17 protein-coding genes and 2 pseudogenes are annotated in these 24,628 nt (G+C 65.1%); 4 read left to right on the forward strand and 15 right to left on the reverse strand.

Annotated elements, in window-relative coordinates:
• Nucleotides 1-77: 77 nt before the first annotated feature.
• The 3 genes from QH948_RS13050 (at nucleotide 78) to QH948_RS13060 (ending at nucleotide 4,718) form a co-directional block, all read left to right on the forward strand.
• On the forward strand, nucleotides 78-2,264 hold the full coding sequence (locus tag QH948_RS13050; RefSeq protein WP_281144771.1) for a 5'-nucleotidase C-terminal domain-containing protein: 2,187 nt from the start codon (nucleotides 78-80) through the stop codon (nucleotides 2,262-2,264).
• A gap of 151 nt (nucleotides 2,265-2,415) precedes the next feature.
• A complete protein-coding gene (locus QH948_RS13055; RefSeq protein WP_281144772.1) occupies nucleotides 2,416-3,369 on the forward strand; it encodes a glycosyltransferase in 954 nt (317 codons plus the stop codon).
• Nucleotides 3,370-3,374: 5 nt separating this feature from the next.
• The gene (locus tag QH948_RS13060; protein ID WP_281144773.1) at nucleotides 3,375-4,718 is read left to right on the forward strand and encodes a glycosyltransferase; all 1,344 of its coding nucleotides are present in this window, start codon (nucleotides 3,375-3,377) and stop codon (nucleotides 4,716-4,718) included.
• Nucleotides 4,719-5,406: 688 nt separating this feature from the next.
• On the opposite strand, the gene QH948_RS13065 is transcribed toward QH948_RS13060, so the two are convergent.
• Together QH948_RS13065 and QH948_RS13070 are read right to left on the reverse strand one after the other, a co-directional pair.
• Nucleotides 5,407-5,607: a hypothetical protein gene (locus QH948_RS13065; protein ID WP_281144774.1), complete on the reverse strand. Its 201-nt coding sequence runs from the start codon at nucleotides 5,605-5,607 to the stop codon at nucleotides 5,407-5,409.
• Nucleotides 5,604-6,858: pseudogene (locus QH948_RS13070) on the reverse strand (IS256 family transposase). The gene QH948_RS13065 and the pseudogene QH948_RS13070 overlap by 4 nt, the downstream one beginning before the upstream one ends.
• Nucleotides 6,859-6,950: 92 nt before the next feature.
• Between QH948_RS13070 and QH948_RS13075 the strand changes: the two are divergent.
• Nucleotides 6,951-8,013, forward strand: a pseudogene (locus QH948_RS13075) (ISL3 family transposase); the annotation flags it as partial.
• Between the two features lie 9 nt (nucleotides 8,014-8,022).
• Here the strand turns inward: QH948_RS13075 and QH948_RS13080 are convergent.
• The 13 genes from QH948_RS13080 to QH948_RS13140 form a co-directional block, all read right to left on the reverse strand.
• A complete protein-coding gene (locus tag QH948_RS13080; RefSeq protein WP_281144775.1) occupies nucleotides 8,023-8,988 on the reverse strand; it encodes an IS30 family transposase in 966 nt (321 codons plus the stop codon).
• A 409-nt stretch (nucleotides 8,989-9,397) separates the two neighbouring features.
• Nucleotides 9,398-10,528 carry a nucleotide sugar dehydrogenase gene (locus tag QH948_RS13085; RefSeq protein ID WP_281146208.1) on the reverse strand — a complete coding sequence of 377 codons (1,131 nt, stop codon included), beginning with the start codon at nucleotides 10,526-10,528 and terminating at the stop codon, nucleotides 9,398-9,400.
• A 32-nt stretch (nucleotides 10,529-10,560) separates the two neighbouring features.
• Entirely contained in the window at nucleotides 10,561-11,703 is a 1,143-nt protein-coding gene (gene glf / locus QH948_RS13090; RefSeq protein ID WP_281144776.1) for a UDP-galactopyranose mutase, read from the reverse strand.
• Between the two features lie 16 nt (nucleotides 11,704-11,719).
• Nucleotides 11,720-14,725 (reverse strand): glycosyltransferase, encoded by a 3,006-nt coding sequence (locus QH948_RS13095; protein ID WP_281144777.1) that lies wholly within the window; start codon nucleotides 14,723-14,725, stop codon nucleotides 11,720-11,722.
• A complete protein-coding gene (locus QH948_RS13100; RefSeq protein WP_281144778.1) occupies nucleotides 14,722-15,831 on the reverse strand; it encodes an FkbM family methyltransferase in 1,110 nt (369 codons plus the stop codon). Before QH948_RS13100 ends, QH948_RS13095 begins: the two co-directional genes overlap by 4 nt.
• Before the next feature lie 41 nt (nucleotides 15,832-15,872).
• Nucleotides 15,873-16,376, reverse strand: coding sequence for a hypothetical protein (locus tag QH948_RS13105; protein WP_281144779.1), 504 nt, complete (start codon nucleotides 16,374-16,376; stop codon nucleotides 15,873-15,875).
• 131 nt (nucleotides 16,377-16,507) lie between these two features.
• Nucleotides 16,508-18,706 (reverse strand): glycosyltransferase, encoded by a 2,199-nt coding sequence (locus QH948_RS13110; protein WP_281144780.1) that lies wholly within the window; start codon nucleotides 18,704-18,706, stop codon nucleotides 16,508-16,510.
• Between the two features lie 31 nt (nucleotides 18,707-18,737).
• Complete coding sequence (locus QH948_RS13115) at nucleotides 18,738-20,411, reverse strand: stealth family protein (RefSeq protein ID WP_281144781.1); 1,674 nt, start codon at nucleotides 20,409-20,411, stop codon at nucleotides 18,738-18,740.
• Nucleotide 20,412: 1 nt separating this feature from the next.
• Nucleotides 20,413-21,291, reverse strand: coding sequence for a glycosyltransferase family 2 protein (locus tag QH948_RS13120; RefSeq protein WP_281144782.1), 879 nt, complete (start codon nucleotides 21,289-21,291; stop codon nucleotides 20,413-20,415).
• Complete coding sequence (locus tag QH948_RS13125; RefSeq protein WP_281144783.1) at nucleotides 21,288-22,085, reverse strand: CDP-alcohol phosphatidyltransferase family protein; 798 nt, start codon at nucleotides 22,083-22,085, stop codon at nucleotides 21,288-21,290. The genes QH948_RS13120 and QH948_RS13125 overlap by 4 nt, the downstream gene beginning before the upstream one ends.
• Nucleotides 22,082-22,837: an ABC transporter ATP-binding protein gene (locus tag QH948_RS13130; protein ID WP_281144784.1), complete on the reverse strand. Its 756-nt coding sequence runs from the start codon at nucleotides 22,835-22,837 to the stop codon at nucleotides 22,082-22,084. Before QH948_RS13130 ends, QH948_RS13125 begins: the two co-directional genes overlap by 4 nt.
• Complete coding sequence (locus QH948_RS13135; RefSeq protein ID WP_281144785.1) at nucleotides 22,824-23,669, reverse strand: ABC transporter permease; 846 nt, start codon at nucleotides 23,667-23,669, stop codon at nucleotides 22,824-22,826. The genes QH948_RS13130 and QH948_RS13135 overlap by 14 nt, the downstream gene beginning before the upstream one ends.
• Before the next feature lie 139 nt (nucleotides 23,670-23,808).
• On the reverse strand, nucleotides 23,809-24,594 hold the full coding sequence (locus tag QH948_RS13140) for an HAD family hydrolase (protein ID WP_281144786.1): 786 nt from the start codon (nucleotides 24,592-24,594) through the stop codon (nucleotides 23,809-23,811).
• Nucleotides 24,595-24,628: the final 34 nt, after the last annotated feature.

Consider the following 24,628-nt stretch of genomic DNA (forward strand, 5'->3'; position numbering starts at 1 on the left):
CGGGCGTGACCCTCCCCATTGAAAGAGTGAGCGTGGCCCACGGGCCCTCACCGTTGTCGACAGCACAGGGAGACCCCATGAGTTCACATCCGAGACGCCTGACGGCGGGCTTCGCCGCGACGGCGCTGGTCGCCGGCGGCATCGCCCTCACCAGCGCGGCACCGGCCAGCGCCGCCGCCGGCCAGGTATGCACCGACCCCGCCAGCACCGTGAGCCTCTTCGGCTTCAACGACTTCCACGGGCGCATCGAAGGCGCCGCCGCACTCTTCACCCCCGTCGAGGAGGAGCGTGCGGCCAAGGGCGACGACAACGTCGTCCTGCTCAGCCAGGGCGACAACATCGGGGGCTCCACCTTCGTCTCCGGGATCCTGGACGACGAGCCGACCCTCGACATCCTGTCCGCCATCGGCGTCGACTCGGTCACGGCCGGAAACCACGAGTTCGACAAGGGATGGAGCGACCTCCGCGACCGCGTCATCCCCCATGACACCGACATCCCCTACCTGGCCGCGAACGTGTACGACGCGGGCACCGAGGACGTGGCCGCCGGCCTGCAGGAGTACACGATCGTCGAGGCCGGCGGGCTGAACATCGCCGTCGTCGGTGTGGTCACCGCGGCCCTGCCCACGCTCGTCTCCCCCGCCGGCATCGCGGACCTGACGATCGGGGACCCCGTCGAGGCGGTCAACCGCGTCGCCGACGAGCTGGCCGAGGACCCGAACGTCGACGTGATCGTCGCGAGCCTCCACGAGGGCGCGCTCGACGGCAGCTCGACCATCGAGGCCAACGCCTCGGCGTCCGAGGCGTTCCGGGAGATCGCGGAGGATGTCTCCCCCGACGTCGACCTCATCCTGGGCGGCCACACGCACCAGGACTACGCCTGGACCACCGCGAACGGGGCCCCGATCCTGCAGGCGTGGGAGTACGCCAAGGCGCTGTCGAAGATCGAGCTGGGAATCGGCGCCGACGGTGGGTACTGCGGCATCGCGGGCGACCCTAAGGTCGTCACGATCGACTCGGCGCACGTCGGCACCACCCCCGCCATCCAGGAGATCAACCAGATCGTGACCGACGCCAAGGCCATCGCCGACGAGCTGGGCGCCGAGGTCGTCGGCGAGGCCGACGCGGCCATCTCCACGCCGGCGAACGGCGGCACGGGCACACGCAACGTCGAGTCCCCGCTCAGTAACCTCGTCGCGCAGATGTTCTACGAGACCCTGAGCAACGGAGACGAGAACTTCATCGGCCTTCAGAACCCCGGCGGCACGCGGGCGAGCTTCGACGCCGGTGACATCACGTACAAGGAGGCGGCGGAGGTCCTGCCGTTCGCCAACACGCTGATGACGACCAAGGTCACCGGCGCGCAGTTCAAGAAGGTCCTCGAGCAGCAGTGGCAGCGCAAGGCCGACGGGTCCCTCGACCCGACGATCACGCGCCTGTACCTCGCGCTCGGCATCTCTGAGAACGTCACCTACACATTCGACGAGTCACGCGAGTGGGGCGACCGGATCACCTCCATCACGGTGGGCGGCGAGCCCATCGACCCGGCCGGCACGTACACCGTCGGATCGGGGTCGTTCCTGATCGCCGGCGGCGACAACTTCTGGGAGCTGGGCAACGGCACGGACACAGCGGACACGGGCCGCGTCGACCTGGAGACGTGGGTCGGCTGGATCCGGGAGTCGGGCGCGCTCAGCCCGGACTACACCAAGCGCGGCGTGTCCGTCACCGGCGCCACGGCCCTGACCGAGGGCACCGCGTCGAGCTTCACGCTGGGCCAGCCCATCTCGGGTGCGCTGGCACCCGACACCCTCGACATGCTGCTCGACGCCACGGGGGCCCGGGTCAGCCCGCGGCTGCCCAACACGGAGGTGACGGCGAAGCTCGGCGACGTCGTCGTCGGAACCGGGACCGTGACGGCCGGGGCGTCGACGGTGTCGGTGACCATCCCCAAGGGGACCGTGAAGGCGTCCGGAGCGCGGACCCTGACGTTCACCGTCGAGCCGTCGGGGACGACGGTGTCGGTGCCGGTCACCGTCACCGCGGTGCCGAAGGACAAGCCGACCAAGCCGCACAAACCCGGAAAGCCCCATAAGCCGGGCAAGCCCCACAAGCCGGGCAAGCCCCACAAGCCGGGCAAGCCGCACAAGCCCACCCCGTCGAAGCCGGGCAAGCCCGGCAAGCATGACGGGAAGGGGCCGTCGAAGGACAAGGGCAAACCGCACAGGCCCGGCGGCGGAAGGACGAGTGCCCGCGCCTGCTGACCGCTGACAGTTCACGGCGTATTCCCGTCCCGTTCACCCAAGGGGCGGGAATACGCCTTGTCTGCTTTCTAGGGTGATGAGCGCCATGCACACCACCGAAAGATTCCGGCCCAGCGCGGGAAGAACGCAGAATCCGATGAATCCTGTCGACGTGACCGTGATCATTCCGGCGCACAACGCCGAGGAGACCATCGGCGAGCTGCTGGACTCCGTCCTCAGCACCCCCGAACTCGCGATCCAGGTGATCGTCGTCGACGACTGCTCCTCCGACGCCACCGGCGAGATTGTCGGGGGCTACGCCGAGCGGGACCCGCGCGTGGCGCTGCTGCGGCACGAGACCAACCGTGGGGCCGGGATCGCCCGCAACACGGGGTTCGCCGAGGCCGAGGGTCGGTTCACGCTCTTCTTCGACGACGACGACGTCTTCCACCCCGAGGCCCTTGTCACCGCGGTGCGGGCGCTCGAGCGCGGTGGGCAGGACGTCGCGGTGCTGAAGTACCGCTACCGCAGGGCGCACGACGACCAGGACCAGGCGATGACCAACGGCGACGAGGCCCTGTGGTCCAGCCTCGTCGGCACCCGACACTCGCGGAGGCTGCGGTTGGATCAGGCGCCGGAGCTGCTGGGACTTACGAACTACCCGTGGAACCGGGTGCTGAGGACGTCGACGTACCGCCGGGCGGGCCTCAGGTACGGGTCGACGATGGTGAACAACGACATCCTCGGGCACTGGTACTCGCTGCTGTTCGCCGACCAGATCCTGCTGCTCAACGAGGTCCTCTGCACCCACAGCGTGCTGCCGGGCGGCACCAACCTCACCAACCGCAGCAGCCGCGACCGGCTGTCGCTTCTCGACGCCCTCGACGAGACCTACGACCTGCTGCGCGCCCACCCGTCGCGGCTGCGGCGCTACTCGCACCACTACTGGAGCACGACGATGAACATCATCAGCTGGGCCGGCGAGCGGGTCTCGCCCGATGTGCAGGAGGAGTTCGCGCTGCGGACCCGCCGGCATCTCCTGCGGATCAGCATCCCGGAATTCGGCAAGCTGACCCGCTGCAACCCGGCGCTCGCGACGCGCATGACCCGTCGAGCGATCGGATGACCGCCATGCCCCTGCTCTCGGTGATCGTCACCAGCTACAACATCCAGGACTACCTGCGCACCAGCCTCGACTCGATCCTCGCCCAGAGTCTGCGCGATATCGAGATCATCGTCGTCGACGACGGCTCATCGGACGCCAGCCCCGACATCATCCGCGAGTACGCGGCCCGCGACCCGCGGATAGTGCCCGTCATCCGCGGCGTCCGCAGCCCGGGCGGGGTCGCGACGGCGGCCAACGCGGGGCTCGACGTCGCGACCGGCACCTACGTCGGTTTCGCCGACGGCGATGACCTCTACGCGCCCGACATGTTCGAGAAGCTCGTCGGCGCGGCGGTGGAGAACAACTCCGACCTGGTGATGTGCAACTACCGGCTCTTCTCCGACGCTTCCGGAGGCGCGATGTGGCCGCTCGACGGTGTCGTGGCCGGTGCCGCCAGCCCGCCCGGGGCTGGCGCTTCCCCCGCGCTCGAGCTTGATCCACCGGCGGACGAGCACCGCTGGGCAGAGCTGTCGAAGGACAGCTACGAGCTGGACGACGACCTCCGGCACACGCTGCTGCGGTTCGTGGCCGTGCCGTGGCGCAAGCTCTACCGACGCCAGCTTCTCGAGGAGCACGCCATCCGGTTCCCCGTCGGTGACTACTTCTTCGAGGACAACCCCTTCCACTGGTTCGTGCTGCTGCAGGCCGACTCGATCTCGCTCGTACGCGAGGTGCTGTGCCTCCACCGCGTCGCCCGCGCCGGGCAGACGATGGCGACGGCCGACGAGCGGCTGCTGCGGATCTTCGAACACCACGCCACGATCCACGCGTTCCTCGAGGAGCAGGACCGCCGCGACGAGTTCGCGCCGTCGCTGCTGGGCTGGGCCATCTCGCAGCTGGAGTGGATCAGCCGGAAGGCGCCGCGGAAGCTTCACCGGGAGCTGTACGACGCGGTGGTCGCGGTGTTCGACCGGTACTCGGAGGCCGAGGTCCTCCAGGCGCTGGCCGAGGGCCGGAAGGGTCGCCGGACGCGGAACCTGTCGATCGCGCTGGCCCGGCACAACTTCGCCCGCTTCGCGGAGGTACTGCGCACCGAGGAGGACCGTCGCTACGCGCTGCCCATCCGGCTGGTGAACCACCTGCGCTACTCGGGCGTGCGGAAGACGGCCAGGATGAGCGTCCGCTACGCCCGCCAGCGTTTCCGGGTCAGCGCCCAGCTGTCGGCCGCGGTGAACCGGCTGACGCCCCGTCGTGAATCGGTGACGAACGAGCACCTGCTCTTCGCCCTGGCGTCGCTGGAGGACCGGCTGGAGCGGATCGAGTCGCAGCTCGACTCCCCCGACGTCGGCGACCGGTCCCCGGTTCCCTGAGCTTGTCGAAGGGCCCTGAGCGCAGCGAAGGGAACCCCCTAGCTCCACGACTCCTCTCGCTCCGCTCGAGGCACCTCGACAAGCTCGGCGACCCGGCTCCCTGAGCTTGTCGAAGGGCCTGGCCTCCCCGGCTCCCTGAGCTTGTCGAAGGGCCCTGAGCTCGTCGAAGGGCCTGGCCCCCCCGGCTCCCTGAGCTCGTCGAAGGGCCTGGCCTCCCCGGCTCCCTGAGCTTGTCGAAGGGCCCTGAGCTCGTCGAAGGGCCTGGCCTCCGCGGTTCCCTGAGCTTGTCGAAGGGCCCTGAGCTCGTCGAAGGGAATCCCCTAGCTCCACGACTCCTCTCGCTCCGCTCGAGGCACCTCGACAAGCTCGGCGACCCGGGTCCCTGAGCTTGTCGAAGGGCCTGGCCTCCGCGGTTCCCTGAGCTCGTCGAAGGGCCCTGAGCGCAGCGAAGGGAATCCCACTCGCTTCTCGAGGCGAGCGGAGCGAGAGGAGCCGCTTACAAGCAGCGAGGTTTACCGACGCTGCCGCTGACATCATTCGAGGTCGATCACGCTTCTGGTCGGCTGGCCGACCAGAATCGCGATCTGCTTCCGGCTACTCCCCGGCCCGTCTCACAGGAAGGTAGCCAGCAACGTTCAGGGTCAAGTCCCGGGAGGTGGTGTAACGGCTGATCCTTCGGGTGGGGTGCTCAGAAGGGTGGTTGGTCGGTTTCGATGGGGTCGGGCTGGTCGGTGGTGACGGGGGCCGGAGGCCATTCGTGGAGGTCCTCGGGCCAGGGGGCGGTAACGCCGTGTTCGTCCCACCAGCCGGTCTCGTGGCCGGCGGCGAGGGCGCGTTGGTAGTCGAGATGGGTGTGGCCGGGTCCGTAGATGTCGCGGAGTCGGGTCATGCTGCGGGCTCCAGTTCGGGCAGGGTGGCGGTGGCGTCCTGCGGGTCGGCGGGGGCGGTGGTGGTGGTGCGGGCTCGGGTGAGCACGTCGAGGGCGAGGTAGCGGCGGCCTTCGGCCCATTCGTCGTGTTGTTCGGCCAGGACGGCGCCGACGAGGCGGACGATGGCGTCGCGGTCGGGGAAGATGCCGACGACGTCGGTGCGGCGGCGGATCTCGCGGTTGAGTCGCTCGTTGGGGTTGTTGGACCAGATCTGCCGCCAGAGCTCCTTCGGGAAGCTGGTGAACGCGAGGACGTCGGCGCGGGCGGCGTCGAGGTGGGCGACGACGGCGGGGAGCTTGCCGGTGAGGGTGTCGAGCATCTTGTCGTACTGGGCGTGGACGGCCTTGGCGTCGGGCTGGTCGTACACGCTGTGCAGCAGGGCCTTGACGGCCCCCCCAGGCGCTCTTGGGGCACACGTCCATCAAGTTGGCGGCGTAGTGCGTTCTGCAGCGTTGCCAGGTGGCGCCGGGCAGGTTCGCTGCGATGGCGTCGACCAGGCCGGCGTGCGCGTCGGAGGTGACGAGCATCACCCCTTGTAGGCCGCGGGCGACCAGGTCAGCGAAGAACGTGTTCCACGCCTGCCGGGTCTCGCTGGTGGCGACCTTGATCCCGAGGACCTCGCGGTGGCCGTCGGCGTTGACCCCGGTGGCGACCAGCACGGCAGCGTTCACCACGCGGCCGTCCTCGCGGACCTTCATCGTCAACGCGTCGGCGGCCACGAACGTGAACGGCCCCGCATCCGCCGGTGGCCCGGTCCGGAAGGAGGTCACCTGGGTGTCGAGGTCGGCGGCCATCCAGGAGACCTGCGACTTCGACAGGCTCGTGATCCCCAACGTCTGGACCAGCTTGTCCATCCGGCGGGTCGACACCCCGAGCAGGTAACAGGTCGCGACCACGCTGATCAACGCCGACTCGGCCCGCTTGCGGCGCTCCAGCAACCACTCGGGGAAGTAACTGCCCGAACGCAGCTTCGGGATCGCGACGTCGACAGTGCCGACCCGGGTGTCCAACTCGCGATGCCGGTAGCCGTTGCATTGGGTCACCCAGTCCGCCGACTGCTGGCCCCACTCGGCACCACACACCGCGTCGGCCTCCGCCGACAACAAGGCGTTGATCACCGTCGCCAGCAGGTGACGCATCAGGTCCGGCGACGCGTCACCCAACGCTTGGCCCAACAGCCGCGCGGGATCGACAATGTGAGGAGCGGTCACCGTGATGGTTCCTTTCGAGAGTGCTGTGAGAGGTTCACTCGAAAGATCACGCGGTGGCCGCGCTCACGCCCCGGCGACATGCCGGGGGGACGATCACACGAACCGCGTTACACCACTATCAGGGACGCGACTTCGCCTGCCCTGACCTGACCTCGTTCTGCCGGCTAGACGAGCTCGGCCTGGAGGTTACCGGCCAACTACTGGAGCGTGGCCGAGCGGTCCTCGCCTGCCGGGTCGTGGACCCGGATCAGTGGTGCCGACGCTGCGGCTGCGAGGGCGCCGCGCGTGACACCGTGACGCGGGCGTTGGCGCATGAGCCGTTCGGCTGGCGGCCGACCACGCTACTGGTCACGACCCGCCGCTACCGCGCGGCGAGTGTGGTCATGTGTGGCGGCAAGACACCAGCCGCGCTGCGGAGCCGCGGGCGAAGCTGTCACGCCGCGGGCTGCGGTGGGCGTTGGAGGGCCTGGTGGTTCAGCATTTGACCGTGGCCGGGGTCGCCGAGGGGCTGGGGTGTCGTGGAACACCGCCAACACGGCGGTCCTGGCCGAAGGCAGGCGGGTCCTGATCGACGACCCGACCAGGTTCGAGGGGGTGACGGCCATCGGCGTGGATGAGCACGTGTGGCGCCACACCCGCCGCGGTGACAAGTACGTCACCGTCATCATCGACCTGACCGGCATCCGCGACCGCACCGGCCCTGCCAGGCTGCTCGACATGGTCGAGGGGCGCTCGAAGCAGTCGTTCAAGCAGTGGCTGGCCGAACGCGACCAGGCATGGCGCGACGGCGTTGAGGTCGTCGCGATGGACGGGTTCACCGGGTTCAAGACCGCCACCACCGAAGAGCTGCCCGACGCGACCGCCGTCATGGATCCCTTCCACGTGGTCCGCCTCGCCGGCGACGCCCTCGACCGATGCCGGCGACGCGTCCAACAAGCCATCCACGGACACCGGGGCCGCACCCACGACCCGCTCTACTCGGCGCGTCGCACCCTGCACACCGGCGCCGACCTCCTCACCGACAAGCAGAAAGACAGGCTCACCGCCCTGTTCGCCGACGATGACCACGTCGAGGTCGAAGCCACCTGGGGCATCTACCAACGCATGATCGCCGCCTACCGCGAACCCGACCGCACCCAAGGACGCGCCCTGATGACGGCGACGTCAAGGCGTGGAAGCAACATGGGGCTCGCCGGCCAGTAGTCGAGCGAATGCTTCGGTCGGTGTCAGGAAGCCGAGCCGGCGGCGGGGCCGGTTGTTGATCTCCTCGGCGATCGTGGTCAGGTAGGGCTGGTGGTCGGGTATCGCCGTGCCTTTGGGCAGGTACTCGCGGTAGAGCCGGTTGGTGTTCTCGTTGCTGGGCCGCTGCCAGGGCGAGTGGGGGTCGGCGAAGTAGACCGGCATGTTCGTGGCCAAGGTGACCTTCGCGTGGTGGGCCATCTCGCTGCCCTGGTCCCACGCCAGTGACGCCGTTATCATCTGGGGCAGCTCGTTGAAATACTCGATGACCGCGTCCGCTGTGCCCTCGGCGTGCTTGGAGGGCAGAGCCAGCAGCCCGGTGAAACCGCTCATCCGCTCCACCAGTGTCGCCGCGCAGGAGGCACCGTTCTTCCCGATGATCAGGTCCCCCTCCCAGTGGCCTGGCACCCGGCGCTCGGCGGCGTCCTCGCCCCGTTCTGAGAGCGGGACCATCCCGATGATCGGCCCGCCCCGGGACCGGCCCGTAGTGCGGGGCCTGCGCTTGGTGCGCTTGGACTGCAGGAAGATCCCCCGCCGGGCGAGTTCCCCGCGCGGGATCGCGTAGATGTACTGGTAGATCGCTTCACCAGAGACGGTGCGGCCCTGCGCATCGGGAGAGTTCGCCATACGGCCAACAGTCGGGTCGCTCGCCTCCAGGCGCAAGCGGCCCGCGATCTCGTTCGGCGTCCACGACGCGGCCAGGTCAGCATCCACCCGCGCCTGCAGCACCGGATCCCCCGCGACCTTCCGCTGTTGCGGACGGGCCCGGCGACGCTGCGCGGCCACGTCTGCGGTCACGGCCTGGTAGCCGCGGGTCTTCGTCGCGTTCCGACGCAGCTCCCTGGAGACCACCGACGGGCAACGCCCCAGGTGACGGGCAATCTTCCGCACACCCCAACCCGCCTTCGACGCCGTGGAGATCTCCGACCTGTCACTGAACGACAACCCCACCCGCGACATCCACACACTCCATCGATCAGCCCCCCGCCGATCAGGAGTGTTGCTTCAACGCTATGACACCACCGCAGTCCCGCTGGACCCAGCTGATCATCAATGGCATCAGCCGCCTCAGAGGCCTACCGGCACCCGCGACCTGAACCCCAGACCTCCACACGTCCCGCTCAACCTGGAAGCCCTCGGCCTGGAACCCCGCACCGCAGACGTCACGCGGGGCCTTGTCACACCCACCTGCAAGAATCAGAGCCGCATCGACGCCACCGGCGCCGACAAGCCCCGATCAGACCCGTCACGAAAGATCGAGGCTAGGCCCCGTGCATGCGGAGGATCGCAAAGGTGTCGATCAGTCGCGCTGGAAGACATCCCTGGAGTAGACGCGCTCGGAAACATCCTCAAGTTCGGCTGAATGCCGGTTGGCGATGATGACATCCGCTCGCCGCTTGAACTCAGCCAGCTCGTTGACCACTTCGACGCCGTTGAAGGCATCCTCCTCCACCGACGGTTCATAAAGAATGACAGGCACGCCTCGGGCCTGGAGCCGACTCACAATGCCTTGGATGGAGGACGACCGATAGTTGTCGGACCCCAACTTCATCGCCAGCCGGAAGATTCCCACAACGCTCGGCTTGCGCTCCAGAATCTGGTCGACGATGAACTCCTTCCTGGTCCGATTTGCATCGACCACAGCACTGATGAGGTTCTGGGGGACGCGCGAGTAGTTCGCCAGAAGCTGCTTGGTGTCCTTGGGCAGGCAGTAGCCTCCGTAACCGAACGAGGGGTTGTTGTAGTGACTGCCGATCCGCGGATCCAGACTGACCCCATCGATGATCTGGCGGGTGTCGAGCCCGAAGGTTGCAGCGAAGGTGTCGAGTTCGTTGAAGAAACTGACTCGAAGCGCCAGATAGGTGTTCGAGAACAACTTGATGGCCTCAGCCTCAGTGGGACCGGTCTGAAGAACCGGAGCGTCCCCGTCGACGGTCACCGACGCCAGCATCTCCCCGACCGACGCCCCAACATCGCCTCGGTCACCAACCACGATCCGCGAGGGGTGGATACAGTCGTAGAACGCACGTCCCTCCCGCAGGAACTCGGGGGAGAAGACGATACATGCGCCGGGGAAAGCCTCGGCCAGCGATCCAGTGAACCCCACTGGAACCGTCGACTTGATGATCACTACCAGGCCCGGTGCCGACTCCAGCGCCTCGGCGACAACGCTCTCCACCGACGAGGTGTCGAAGTAGTTCGTCTCCGGGTCATAGTCGGTGGGAGTGGCCACCAGCATGACGTCGGCACCCTCGACCGCTTCCTTGAGTGACTGGGTTGCCACGAGAGTGGTCGGCTTGGTTGCCAGGTAGGCTTCCAACTCAACGTCTACGATCGGTGACTGGTATGCGTTGACCATGTCGACCCGCCGAGGGTCGACGTCCACCGCCACAACGGAGTGGCGCTGCGACAGGGCTGCCGCGTTCGCCATTCCGACGTATCCGAGCCCAACGACCACAACCCTCATGCGAACACCTCACTGACCTTGTTGGTCCAGAGCGAAAGGGCCGAGGCGATTGCCATGTGCATGTCAAGGTACTGATACGTCCCGAGGCGCCCACCGAAGAAGACGGACGGCACGGAGTTTGCCAACTCACGGTACTTGAGAAGTCGCTCCCGGTCATGAGCGGTGTTCACCGGGTAATAGGGCTCGTCAACGCCTTCTGCGAAACGGGAGTATTCCCTGGTGATGAAGGTCTTCTCGCGCTGATAATCGCGTTCCGGATGGAAGTGGCGGAACTCGTGGATACGGGTGTAGGGCACGGCCATGTCCGCATAGTTCATGACACTCGTACCTTGGAAGTCACCCACATCCAGAACCTCGGACTCGAAGTCGAGGGTCCTCCAGCTCAGCCTTCCCTCCGCGTAGTCGAAGTAACGGTCAAGCGGCCCCGTGTAGACGATCGGCAAGGCCTCCTCAACCGCCTTGCGGTTGAGGGGCTGATCCTCATCGAAGAAATCGACGCCAAGCCGGACCTCGATGTTTTTGTGATCCGCCATGCGTTCGAGCCAGGCCCCGTACCCATCGGTCGGCAGCCCTTCGAACGTGTCGTTGAAATATCGATTGTCGTAGTTATAGCGGACCGGCAACCGGCTGATGATCTCCGCGGGAAGCTCCTCAGGCGAGGTCTGCCATTGCTTCGCGGTGTAGTCCCTGATGAATGCTTCATACAGAGGCCGACCAATGAGCGAGATCGCTCGCTCCTCCAGGTTCCGAGCGGTGCCAGACTCGAACTCTTTCGCTTGGGAGGCGATCAGCTTGCGCGCCTCACCTGGCCCCATTGACGAACGGAAGAACTGATTGATCGTACCTAGGTTGATGGGAAGCGGGAAGACTTCGCCGCGGAACGTGGAGAACACCCGATGTTCATAGTCTGTGAAACTTGTGAACTTGTTGACGTAGTCCCAGACGGAGGCGTTTGAGGTGTGGAAGAGATGGGATCCATATCGATGGATCTCGATGCCAGTCTCCGGATCGCTTGAAGAGTAGGCATTTCCCCCGATGTGGTCTCTGCGGTCGATAAGGACGACCTTGCGCCCAGAGACCGCCGCACGCTCCGCAAGGGTGAGCCCAAAGAGACCTGAGCCAACGACCAGCAAATCCATTACAGAAACCTAACTCTCAATGCTTACGGGAATGAACATGACCCATGTTCTGAACAACTCGGGCGAAGAGACTCAGCACAGGCTCACCACTACGTTCACCAATGCTCTTGGGTGATACGGCCGCCTGCCGCGAGAACTGGTCCTGCGAGTTATGCAGGACCTGATAGACCACGCCGGCGAGATGCTTGGCGACAAACGGATCGTCACCGCCCCACGACAGGAGGGTCTGGAGCATGGCGGGGACTGACCCGAGGTACCCCAGAGCCGAATCAGCATGGGCGCCACTTGTCATGATCGACCCAGCGCGCACCCGCCGACCATAGAGCTCGACCCGTGCGTGAGCCGCGCGCCCAGCCGCCACCATGAGGGCGAACGTAAAAGCATTATCCTCGTGAATGATTCCCTTCTGGAACCGCAACCCAAGTGACTCGATCAGACTTCGCCGAGCGAGATACAGACAACAGCTGACCCGGTAGTCATGATGGCTTCGCTGCTCTGCGAGCAGATTCGCCCCAGGCATGATGCGGCCATACGATCGAGACCGTTGGTAGTACTTCCCAAGGATCTGCCACGAGTCGCTTACCGTCTCCCCCTCAAGGAATGAGCGGGCGTCGTATCCCATGATGTCAAGGTCATTTTCCGACGCGTAGGCCAGCAGCGCGGGCAGATCAACAGGGCGAAGAACGTCGTCGCTGTCCAGAAAAAGGGCGTACTCGCCGGACGCCACTTCAAGACCGCGATTACGCGCCCCTGACAGGCCACTGTTCGCCTGATGCACCACAACGAGACGAGAATCGCTGCGCCGGTACTCTTCGAGGATCTCAGCGGACGAATCGGTGGATCCATCATTGACGCACACCACCTCGAGAGGAACTCCCGAAAACTGGAGGACACTCTCGAGGCATTCGCGGAGGTAGTCTTCCATGTTGTAGACAGGCACAATCACTGAGAGCATTGGCCCCGCCTCGGCATCGCCAGTCAGCCCCTTCGGTTCACCAACGTCCGGCCCCTCTCCGGTCGATGCCGGCGCCTCGCCTATCATCTCTCTGAGCGCCTGGGCCAAGCCGGGATCATGGAGTCGAGCGGGCTCCACACCTTCGAGCCCCAACCGGGCGCACCACTCGTCCCTGAGCGCCACCAGCAGAGCTGTCCTGGCCGCCGGATCGAGCGTCCGCAGGTTCCACATTGAGAGTTCTACCGCATACGACAGAAAATCGAGCTTGAAGACCCCATAAAGTTCTCGCGACTCCAGTTCCAGGCGCAGCCCTTCGAGCGCGAGCAGGTAGTTGTTCCAGGACCGCTCGCGCGTCCGAGAGAGGGATGAAACCACCTCACGCCGTTGGTGGATCAACGACTCGTCGAGAATGACGATCCTGTCTGCCACCGAGATGGCGGTCATGACGAAGCGCAGGTCGTTCGTGGTGCGCAGGTCTTGGAACTCGAGCCGGTTACGCCGTACGAAATCTGCCCTGAACAGCTTGTCCCAGGCCCATCCCTGGAAGAGGCTGAAAATATCCTTCTGAACATGCCGCGCACCGAACACTGGGGCGTCGGGCAGCAGGTGCCTGCGGATACCATGGGCAATCGGTCGATAAACTCCGGGCTGTCCGTCATTGAACGAGTCTGCCTGGAATACACAGACATCGGCCCCGGCACCCTCTGCCGTGCGTACCGCCTTCTCAACCATGGTCGGATCAAACACATCATCCGCGTCCAGGAAGAGCAAGTACTGACCCTGCGCAGCTCTGATGCCTACGTTCCGCGCTGTCCCAGCTCCCGCATTCGGCTGGTTGATGACCTTGACGCGGCAGTCAAGTGCGGCGAAGTGCCCGAGTATTGCTTCGCTCAGATCCGTGGAGCCGTCGTTGACGCAGATTACCTCAATGTTGCCATGCGTCTGGCCGAGCGCTGAGTCAAGGCAGTCCTTCAGGAACCTGGCCGCGTTGAACACCGGGATGATCAGCGACACCAGGGGCACTCCCAGCCCCTTTACGGGCTCCCCAGCTCCGGGGGCCGTTGTTGGGGGCAGCGCGGTGTCGTGCGACTTGAGCAGACACCCAGCGAGCTTCAGCCGGCTCGAGTCGTTCACCAGTTCCTGCAGCGCGCGCCAGTTGTTGCCGTTGAAGAACTCACGCCGAAGCTCGGCTCGCGCCTGCGCCGCGTTGTACTCCTTCTCGGTGTACTCAAAGAACTCTCCCCGGATCTCCGGAGCCAGACGTTCGAGATTCCACCGGAAGGCCTCGAAGCGGGCCCCTTGGAAGATGGGGATGATCGTTTCGCGATGCTCCAGGGTATTGATGAACTCCCAGATGCTGGAGTACTCGTCAGCGACCGCCCAGACCTTTCCCGGATCCTTCACGGAGGACGCCGCGTTGTCCGTCCGGTAGTAGAGGTAGGCGTCATCCACCAACACCGCTTCGGACGCCGCGGCCCAGACCTTGAAATTGAAACCCGCATCCTGGTAGGAGGCTCCGGGGGTCTCCAGGAACTGGATCCCATTCTCCTGCAGGAAACTGGCCTTGTACATCCCGGCCCAGATGGCCGGCCGCGCCCGGAAAATCCAGGGCTCGGAAGCGGGCCGTAGAACCTTCCCTGCCTTGTCAGCCGGGAAGAGGGCGACCTTGTTGATTTTGACCGTCGGGGCTGTCGTGACCGCGTTGAAGTTACCCTTAACGACGTCGACCCGCCCGTCGAGAGAAGCTGCATAGAGCCCCTCGAACATGAGCGGCGAAGCATAGTCATCGGGTTCCAGAATCCCGATGTACTCACCCGTGGCATGCCGGAGGCCCACGTTCATCGAGGCCCCGTACCCACTGTTGCTCTTATGGATGACCTTGAACCTAGGGTCCTGAGCCGCATAGCGATCCAGCACTTCAGGAGAGGTATCGGTTGAGCCATCATTGATACAGATGAACTCGATGTCCTCAAGAGTCTGAGCGGCCAAGCTGTCCAGGGCCTGCTCCAGGAAGGGCACCGCATTGAACGTTGGCACCAGCACCGATACCTTCGGGCGACGCATCATGACCTCCTGGTTCTCAGATTTTCAGCAAACTCAATCAGACCATCATGAATCTCGCCGAACGCCGGATTAGTGGACGGCAGGACCGCTCGTAACGAGAACGTCCTCCGGAGGTCTGCCTCCAGGGATTCATGCTGTTGACGCAGCTCCGTGAGGTGCGCCAAAGCTTCATCCCGTTGACTCGCGAGGGTGGCGTTTTCGGCGCGTGCGACACCAAGGGCAGCCTCAGCCTCGGCGAGTTTCCCTCGAAGGCGCTCGACCTCGGCCACTCTCCCGCGGTTGGCTGCAGTAAGCCGCTCCTCCCGAGCCGCTGTCGTATCGGTGGTCTCGCGCAGGTCTGCGTCCAGGTCTGCCCCACGAGCGCCTGCGATAAGCAGCGCGTCCTGGCGGTACAACTGCCCAGAGTGGAGCGCCCGTCCCAGTTGATACCCGTCCGCGCCGTTCCATCGGACCAACTGCTGACTTGGAATATCGAGGAGATAGAGTGGGTACTTACGAGCCAACTCGAGAACATCCTGCACCGGCATGTGCAGGATTTCGATCATCACGACGGCATAGTCCGCGCTGGCGATCAACCCTGCCCCACCGGACAGGACCTGCATCTCGTAGCCTTCGACATCAACCTTTAGACACAAGGACCGAGGATAAGGAGCACAGAACGAGTCCAGCGACACCTGGCTCACGGTCACCCGGTTCAGCTCCCCACCGGTATCTGTGCCAGGGGGAGCTAGATGCGTAACACCACTCCACTCAGCGTCAACATCGAGGTGAACCAGCTCCGCGTCCTGACTCCCGACTGCTACGTCAGCCAGCTCGACCGGCCAGGGAAGATTTGAAAGGGTCGCGCTCAGGTAGGGCAGAATGAGCGGGTTAGGCTCAAAGGCGACCACTCGCGACGCCGAGACACTCTCGATTCCAGCAAGCATCTCCCCATAGTTCGATCCGATATCAAGCACCAGATCCCACTCGGGTACGAGGCCCAGGGCCAACTCCCACAGTCTTAGCGAGTTGGGATAGGGCACCCCGTTGCTTCGTGCCAGTTCCCGCCCCCGGGCATCCTGATCAGAGAAGTAGATGGTTCGCCCATAACGGCACTCGACCTCAGCCATCTCAGGCGTGTTCGGGTGCTGCGGCGGCTCGTAAGGAGCGTTCACTGCCGACCCACAAGTCCATTCGCGACGCGCTCGCTGAACTGTGCGGCGGACTCTCGGGCTGCTTCAATCTCCTGCGTGAGTTGAGCAACCACGGTCTGCAGTTCGCCGATGCTGGCCTCGTTGGCCTTGGCAACTCGAAGGGCCTCATCCGTCGATCCCTTGACTGTCCCGAGGACCTGCGTCACAACGCTCTGCGAGAACTGCAAGGCATCCAGCCCGCGCTCCTGCGCGCTGGCATGAGATGACACCCCACGTTCCAGGGAGCCGGCGGTCTTTGCCTGGCGGGCCAAGGCCTTGCCGAGCCGGGAGTCACCCTTGACGACCTGACGCCACGTCCGGGAGGCGAAAAGCACCTGAAGGATGGCCATCATGCCCAGCAGAGCAAGGGCGAAGAGCCCGGCCAGCCTATCGCTGCCGACGAGCCAGAAGATGATTGAGAGGGCACTCAGCAGGGCTGACCCGCTCGCTAGAACCCATTCTTGCTTGGACAGCTGCGGCACAGAAGCTCCTTATGGCAAGGCCGCCTGGTGGCAGCCCTGAACGGCGTGGCCTACGAAGCCACCACTAGTCTGCCCACCCTATCACGACGGCAACGAGTGCCTGCCGTGACAGAAGCGTGTTCCCGCGTGGATCAGGATCGAAGTTTGGCCGCCAGGCGGCGGAACTTCGTGGCAAGCCTGGCAGGGACACTACGGCGGGCCGGGATTACTGGAGCAGCGGCTTGGCCGGCTGCCTCTGCTGTGCGCAATCGTCGCTCGAGCTTCTTTCTGGCTCGATCCTGGCCCCAGGTGCGTCGGAATAGCACGAACAGGGACTGTGCATCGGCGGCCGGGTCGAGTTCCCCGATGCTATCGATCATTTCCTCAGATAGGGATACAGCATTATTTCGCGCCGCCCTGAACATAGAATGCGCTATTGCCCCGAGCTCATGATTCACGGTCGCATCGCCGAAGTCCCGGTATCGCAGGAGCCGAAGCATTGCCACCCAGACGTAGAAATAACTCCGCGCAGATGCGAATCTGCTACTTGCGGTCATGATGGATTCCGGCCGCACCCGGCGCCCATAGAACGGGACAGATGAGTGCCCGACCCTCGTGGCACTCAGGAGCGCCTCCAGAGTGAAAAGATTATCCTCATGGATCAACCCCCGGACAAACTGGAGCCCCCCATCACCCAGCAGGTCCCGTCGTATGAGATACAGACAGGCGCTGGCCCGGTAGTCAGAATTCTGGTTCATGGAGGCGGCCATACCTGCCCCGGTGGTTACGGACCGGTAGACCGACGATCGCTGATAGTAGGTCGCGTAGCGGCGCCATGCTGAGTCCTCGACACCCTCCTCACGGATTGATTCTCCGTCGAACAGGAGCAAGTCCAGGCTCTCGGCTTCTGCCCGACCCAGCAGTTCAGCCAGTTGGTCATCGAGCCAGAGATCGTCGCTGTCCAGGAAGCAGACGTACCGTCCCGTCGCCAAGGCCAGCCCGGCATTCCGGGCGGCCGACAGGCCCGCGTTGGTCTGGTGGACGACGGTGACCCGCTCATCCCCGGAGGCGACATGGTCCAGCAACTCTCCGGATCCGTCATTAGAACCATCATCGACGCAGATGACCTGCATCCGGACGCCGGACTGGCCCAGTGCACTGGTCACTGCTTCGCGTACGAAGGCCAACGAGTTGTAGACGGGAATGATCACGGACACATCGAACTGGGCTGGCAGATGCAGGCTCGGTCTGGGCGGCAAATCCTCGGCCCCACTCGACCCCGCGTGAGCTCCGCCTCCGAGGGAGGCCAGGCGCAGGGTCTCTCGCGCCTCACGCTGACTTGTCCTGGCTTCTCCGGCGACCCTGCGGTTCTCGTGGAAGAGAAACTCTGCGGCCGACTCGGTAGTGAACCGGCCATATGCCGCCGCAAGGTCGGCGCGAAGGAAGTAGTCCCCGCTCAGCCCGGCCATGGAGAATCGCCTCATCAACATGGACGGCAGCCCGGCGTAGAGCTGCATAAAGGAAGAGGGAGTCCGCTGACGCCTCAAGGATGAGGACGACATTGATACAACAAGGTTGTCAAAGGCCCGCTGATACACGGGCAGCAGCCCCTCGTCCAGTAGGCGTTCTCGAATGGCGTCGAGGGCCTCTGCGAACTCGAGAGGGTCTTCGTCGACCGTCGCCTGCAACCCGGAGGACTGTTCTATGCGGTAGGAGACGAGCACCTCGTCGACATAGGAAATGCGGCACGCCAAGGCGAGGGCTATATAGGTGAAATAGGCGTCATTAGTTCGCCGGAGGGATTGGAAGCGGAGGCCGGCCGTCACCAGGAAGTCACGGCGAAAGAGCTTGTTCCAGGCGGATGCGTTGAATGCGAAGAAGAGGCGGTCGCCAGCGTCTTCTGGGGCAAACGGCAGGGAGCGCGGCAGGTCGTCCACCCGCAGCATCCAATCGGCTCGTTCCGTCTCACCCGTCAGCGAGTTGAGCGTTTGAAACCGACATGCGACCACATCGGCGCGGTCGACCTCAGCGCGCTCGACGAGCGTTTCGAGCATCTTCGGAAGAAAGAGGTCATCACTGTCCAGGAACGAAACATAGAGACCTCTCGCCACAGCGAGGCCAGCGTTGCGGGCGTCACCAGCCGAACCGGTGCAAGGGCCGGGGATGATCCGGACGCGGCTGTCGTCCCGGGCAAAGTTCTCCATGATGGACGGGGATGCGTCCGTGGAACCATCGTCGACAAGAACGATTTCGATCGAGTCGAGGCTCTGGGCCCCGATTGCCTGCAGCGTCGAAGACAGGTGCTCTGCAGAGTTGTGGACTGGGACGACCACCGAGACTACGGGCTGCATGGTGCTGTCTTGGTCACTCGGTTGCAAGGTACTAGCTCCAGCTCTGAGACCGACCCGGGTCGGTCAGTTCGAATGTTGAGGGCACGGGATAGTAGGCATCGAGGAACCGTTGAACCTCATCGGGGTCGATCGGCACCTGATCTGGCACCGGCGCATCGTTGAGGCAGAAGACCTCACGGTCCCGGAGCATCAATCGCTCCAGGCGTGGTGCATGACTTCTATCCTTCAGGTTCACATAGGTGTACTTGAGGTTGCCGGGGACCGCACGCCCAGTGAGCTGTGCGAAGTAGTGATGAAGCTGGTCCGCGACGATGTCGCTGTGATGCCTGAAAGCGTGTCCCCAGGTTTGCACATACGCCTCGCGGAACCGTTCCTCAAGCTCATGGTTCACGGACCGGAGCTGCGGGTGCGGTGTATGTTTGATGGCCCGCGATATCGTCAGGCCGAATGCTTCTTGAAGCAGGGTCCGCATGTTGCGCGTCAGATTGAAATGAGGTTCATCATTGGATGTCGCCGGACCGAACTTCCGACGGTTATTTGCCGGCGAGACGAGGGCGACGCCGGAGCCCAGGAAGAACCTCTGGGGCCGTAACCAACAGCCGAGAAACACATCGTCGTTGATATAGATGTAATGCTCGGCCAGGCCCTCAATGTGGTGAATATTTGAGATGATGGCATTGGAATTGAATGACGGCAGGTACGCCTCCGACCGGAAGATCTCCCTGTGGTCGACCACCCTGATTCTTGGATTCTCGGTGTCGAGCCATGAGGGCACCTGTCGGTCCGTCACGAGATAGATGCGTCGCACCCACGGCGCAAAGTAGTCGAGCGACCGTAGAGAGTATTTGAGTTCGTCCCTGCTGGTGAAGCGAGACTCCATAGTCGCCTCTGGATGGTAGGGGACGCCCTCGCTCTCCGCCATAGCCGCAGCCCGGCGAGACAACCAGTCAGGGTCATCACCATCGACCCAGGTGTAGACCACATCGATGGGAAAGTCGACATCGTCGAGCATCCGCCTACCAAGAGCTGCCGGGGTGCTGCAGGGAACTCCGTGCCACTGGGCGGGTTGGAGCCGGAAGTCGTCGGGAGCGAGTTGGCGAGAGGCTCGATTCTCGCGTGGGCCCAGCATGTAGTCAACGCCGGCCTCGTTCTCTCTCCTCCAGATTTCCAGGCCGCACCCGTACTCCTCCCCCACAATCCAGCCAGATCCCCCGAGGTCCCGCGGGGTGTAGATGGTGAGGGACGCCTCGGGGGCGATCAGGAGTGGCTTCAGGCTCTCTCGATCGATTGCCTCGAGGGGGTAGCGGCGGCCTTGCGCCCACAGCCAGTATCCCTTGCCGGCAAGCGAAAGCACAGCTCGGCTCACGTCTTCATGGTCCGAGACATTGACCCCGAGCACGGCAGCGGGATCCGTCTCCGACGAAACGAGCCATGATTCGACGCCGTTAGCAGCCAGCGCTTCCTGCAGCGAAGCCATCGTCGCAACGGCGATCTCGTATGGGAGCGACGTTGCCACGGGAACCACCACGCGTCGGTAGGCGCGGTGCGACCGGCGACGATCGAGCAGTCCTCGAGCTCCCGCGAACACGCTTCGTACGAAACGTCGTGAGTCTGCGGAGAGCGACCCGTAGAGCAGCCGTACCGGCCGGCCCAGAACCTCAACCATCGATCCCATCTTGCTCCTTGCCATAACGTCCTTGACCATGTCAGAGCACCGGCGGCCTTCCGTGCCGGGTCATCTTCCAGTAGGTAGCCCACCGGAGCTTCCTACGGCGACGTCCACTCCAAGGGCTCGTAGTCCAGCCGTCCATCCAACCGTCCCACCATGCCCGGTCCGCGTTCTCCGGCAGATCGCGCACGAGGTGGTGCAGGGTCCAGGTGAAGACGTAGGCCCAGGAGAAGGGCCACCTGAGGCAGCGGCGGGCGAGCCACACCCGGTTGCGCGCATTCATGTAGTGCAGTTCCTTGTGCCGCGCCTGATCCACTACGGGGTGGGCGACCTCAAGGTCGCCGCGGTACTCCACCCGACGCCCGGTGTCCCACACGCGCCAGGCCAGCTCGATGCCTTCGTGCGCGTAGAAGAACTCGTCGGGCCAACCGCCGCTGGCGTCGAAGGTGTCACGCCGCAACAGAACCGCGGTCTCGAGCACGGAGAACACTTCGCTGCTGCGCGCCGGGTCGCCCTTACGGATCCGAGGGATCCACCGGCGGGGCTCGTCGCCGGGACGGTCGGGATCGATGATCCTCGGCTGCAGCATCCCGAGGGTGTCGTCGGCCCTCATCAGCGCAACCGCCTCCTCGAGGAAGTTGTCACGGGGAAGCCACGATTCGTCGTCGAGGAAGAACACGTACTCGCCGGTGACAAGTTCGGCCCCCCGGTTGCGGCCGGCCGGAATGCCGAGATTCTCGCCCAGCAGGTGCACTCGCACGGCGTCAGGCGCCTCGACCGGCCCGGCTCCGTTGACCACCACGACCGTGTCGAGTTCGACCCCACGCTGGCGACCGAGGGACTCCAGCGCCCGCATCAACTTGCGGGGGCGCTGCCCCATGGTCAGCACGACGGCCCCCACGCGGGCGGCGTTCACCGCGCCACCAGCCTTGCCGATTTCCAGATCGCGATGAAGTGACCCATCGTCACCGGCCAGATCAGCACCGTCACGCACACCACGTACCAGGGCCAGACCGGGGCGGCGGCCAGTGCGACGAGGGCCGCGACAAGGCTCACCAACGTGAGTTCGATGGAGTGGAACATGCGGTGCAGGGGCACGACACCCGCGACGCGCCGCAGCCGTGCCGTCATCGACGCGCTGGTGATGGCGCGCACGGAGGGGGTGTCCGGCAGCCGCGGAAGACCCGCATTGGTGCGGGCGAGGGTCACCATCATGTTGAGCGACTTGTTGAGCCAGATGCCCGCCATCAGGAGTGCGCCCGCGAACATGAATCGCCAGTCGGTCGGGGCGGCGGCAAGCGCAACGGACACCCCGAGGAAGAGCCCGATCGACCCCTCGGCCACGTAGTGGCCGATCTGGTCGAGGAAGATCCCCCTGGGGCTCATGGTGCGGCGCCAGCGGGCGACCTCACCGTCGCAGCAGTCGAGCAGCATCTGCAGTTGGGCGAGCAGGGCCGCGACGACCACACCCCAGGGGGCAGGCAGCAGCAGCGCGGGGCCGGCCAGCCCGCCTGCGACGATCATCAGCCAGGTGACACCGTTGGCAGTCAACGGGGTGCGGACGAGCAGCCAGGTGAGGTAGATCGACAACCGACGCATGTACAGCGTCCCGGTCCAGTGCTCGGCGGATCGCGCCATCACCCAGTCGGGCTGGACGGCGTCCCTCAGCTCCGTGAGAGAGGGGGCGGCGGGGCGGTCCGTGGGCGTCATCGGCTCGCCTCGTACGCCCTCACGACCTCATCGGTGGGGCCGTCCATCTCGAGCACACCCCTGTTGATCCAGATGGTCCTGGCGCACGTGTCGCGGATGGAGGTCATGGAATGCGAGACGAGGAAGATGGTGCCCGCCTCGGTGGCCAACTCACGGATCCTGGCCTCGGAGCGTTTACGGAAGGCCTTGTCGCCCACGGCGAGCGCCTCGTCGATGATGAGGATGTCGTGGCTGCGGGCGGCAGCGATGGAGAACTTCAGCCGCGCCTGCATGCCTGAGGAGTAGGTGCGCATCGGGAGGTCGAGCGAGTCACCCAGGTCGGCGAACTCGGCGATCTGCGGTTTGAGTTCCTCCATCTCCTCCCGACTGAAGCCCATTGCGAGCCCCCCGAGGATGATGTTGCGCGACCCGGAGAGGTTGGGCAGCAGCGCGGCCCCCACCCCCAACAGGTTGGGCCGTGACCGCGCGTAGACCGCGCCGGACGCGGGCGGCGTCAGGCCGGTGAGGGCGCGCATCAGCGTCGACTTGCCCGAGCCGTTGGAGCCGACCACGCCGATCGTCTCGTTCTCGTAGGCGGTGAGGGAGACCCCCTTCAGCGCGTGCACCTCCCGCACGCCGCGGGTCAGGTTCAGCAGGCCGCTGCGGGCACTGCCTGCCGCCTTGCCGGAGGCGAACACCCGGTACTTCACGTGCAGGTCGTCGACGATCACCACCGGGGTGCGCCCCCCACGCCCCTCGTCAGTCACGGCCATAGCGCTCCTCGGCCCGCCAGAAGAACACGGCGCCGAACATGAAGGTCGCGATCGAGCTCGCGGCCAGCAGCCCCCAGTAGTAGCCGGGGTAACCGGCCGCCCCGATGAGGTGGTGGCGGGCGATCTTCAGCACCTGATAGAGCGGGTAGAAGTCGAAGATCCGCAGCAGCACCGGATGGTTCGCAAGGATCTTGTCCACGGCGAACAGCACCCCGGACATGTAGAACAGGAGGCGGCTGATGAAGGGCAGCAGCTGCGTCAGGTCGGAGACGTGCACGGTGAGCCGGGCCGTGACCAGGCCGACCCCGGCGCTGACCAGCGCCAGGCATGCGGTCAGCGGCAGCATGTACAGCCATTCCAGGCGGGGGAAGTGCCCGAACAGCATCAGGATCGGCACCAGGACCACGAGCATGATCAGGAACTGCAGGAACCGTTCGATGATCGCGGCCAGCGGGAGCGTCATGCGGGGGAAGGCGAGCGACTGCACCAGGTTCCGGTTGCCCGTGAGCGACTTTGACCCGTCGTTGAAGCAGCCCTGGAAGAACTCGAACAGGAACACGCCGATCACGACGAAGGCGGGGAAGTCCGGTGGCCGGTTACCTGCCTGCAGGAGCCCGAAGATGATGCCGTAGATCCCCGCGTTGAGCAGCGGGCGGAGCACGACCCAGGCGAGCCCGAGACGGTTGCTCTCCAGGCCCGCCCGCATCCGGTAACGGGCCATCGTGACGATGAAGTCGCGGCGTTGCCACACCTCCAGCAGGTACCTGAGGAACGGAGGTCGCGCACCAACCCGCGGCAGATCTGCTGCCGGGGCCGAAGCGGTGAACGTCACGTCTGAGATGCCTTTCGCCAAGGAACTCCAGCACCCTGCCGGGGCACATCCATTCTCGGCAGGAGGTGGCGCCGAGCAGCCAGCAGCAGCTGACGACGTCGGTAGTCTATCGAGGATCCCGACGGCTTCCCAAGCGGACTCAGGAAGCCGCCTCCTCGGCGCTGGGGAACCAGCGGTCAAGTTCGGTGACCGTGCCCAGTTCGTCGAAGGTTCCCGTGACCGCATCCGCCGCACGGCGCACCTCCTCGGCGGCGTCACCGACCGCGACCCCGCGACTCGCCCACTGGAGCATCTCGATGTCGTTGCGGCCGTCGCCGATGGCGAGCACGTCCGCCCGGTCGATCCCGAGCGCCCCGCACACGATCTGCAGGCCGTGGGCCTTGTCGACGCCCTGCGGTGCGATGTCGAGCCAGGCAGACCACCCGATGAAGTAGGCCACCTCGTGCAGTCCAAGCTTGGCGACGACCTCGGAGAACTTCTCCTCCGTGCTCTCCGGGTCGCGGACGATGACGCGGGAAACGGGCCGTGAGGCCAACTCGTCGATGGTCTCGATCGTGACGTCGCCCTGCAGCTCGCCCGGCGGGAACTCGCGGCTCACCCGCCAATGCAGGCCATCCTGGACGGCGATCCGCGCGGTGGGGGTCACTTCGGCGACCTGCCTCACCACGGAGGCGGGGTCGAAGCGGGTCTCGTGCCGGACCTCGAAGGGCGGGTTGGTGACCACCATCGCCCCGTTCGACGACACGGCCCAGCCCGCGGGCAGGCCCAGTTCCTCGAAGATGGTCCGGGTGGCGAGCCAGGAGCGGCCGGTGGTCAGCACGACGGGCACACCCGCATCGACCACGCGGCGCACGGCCGCGTGGACCTCCGGAGGCATCACCCCGAAGCCGTCGACCAGGGTGCCGTCTATGTCGAGCGCCACCATCTTCGGGTGAAGTCCATCTGCTCGTCGACCTTTC

It is taken from the genome of Tessaracoccus lacteus (assembly GCF_029917005.1).
GTDB classification, from domain to species: Bacteria; Actinomycetota; Actinomycetes; order Propionibacteriales; family Propionibacteriaceae; genus Arachnia; species Arachnia lactea.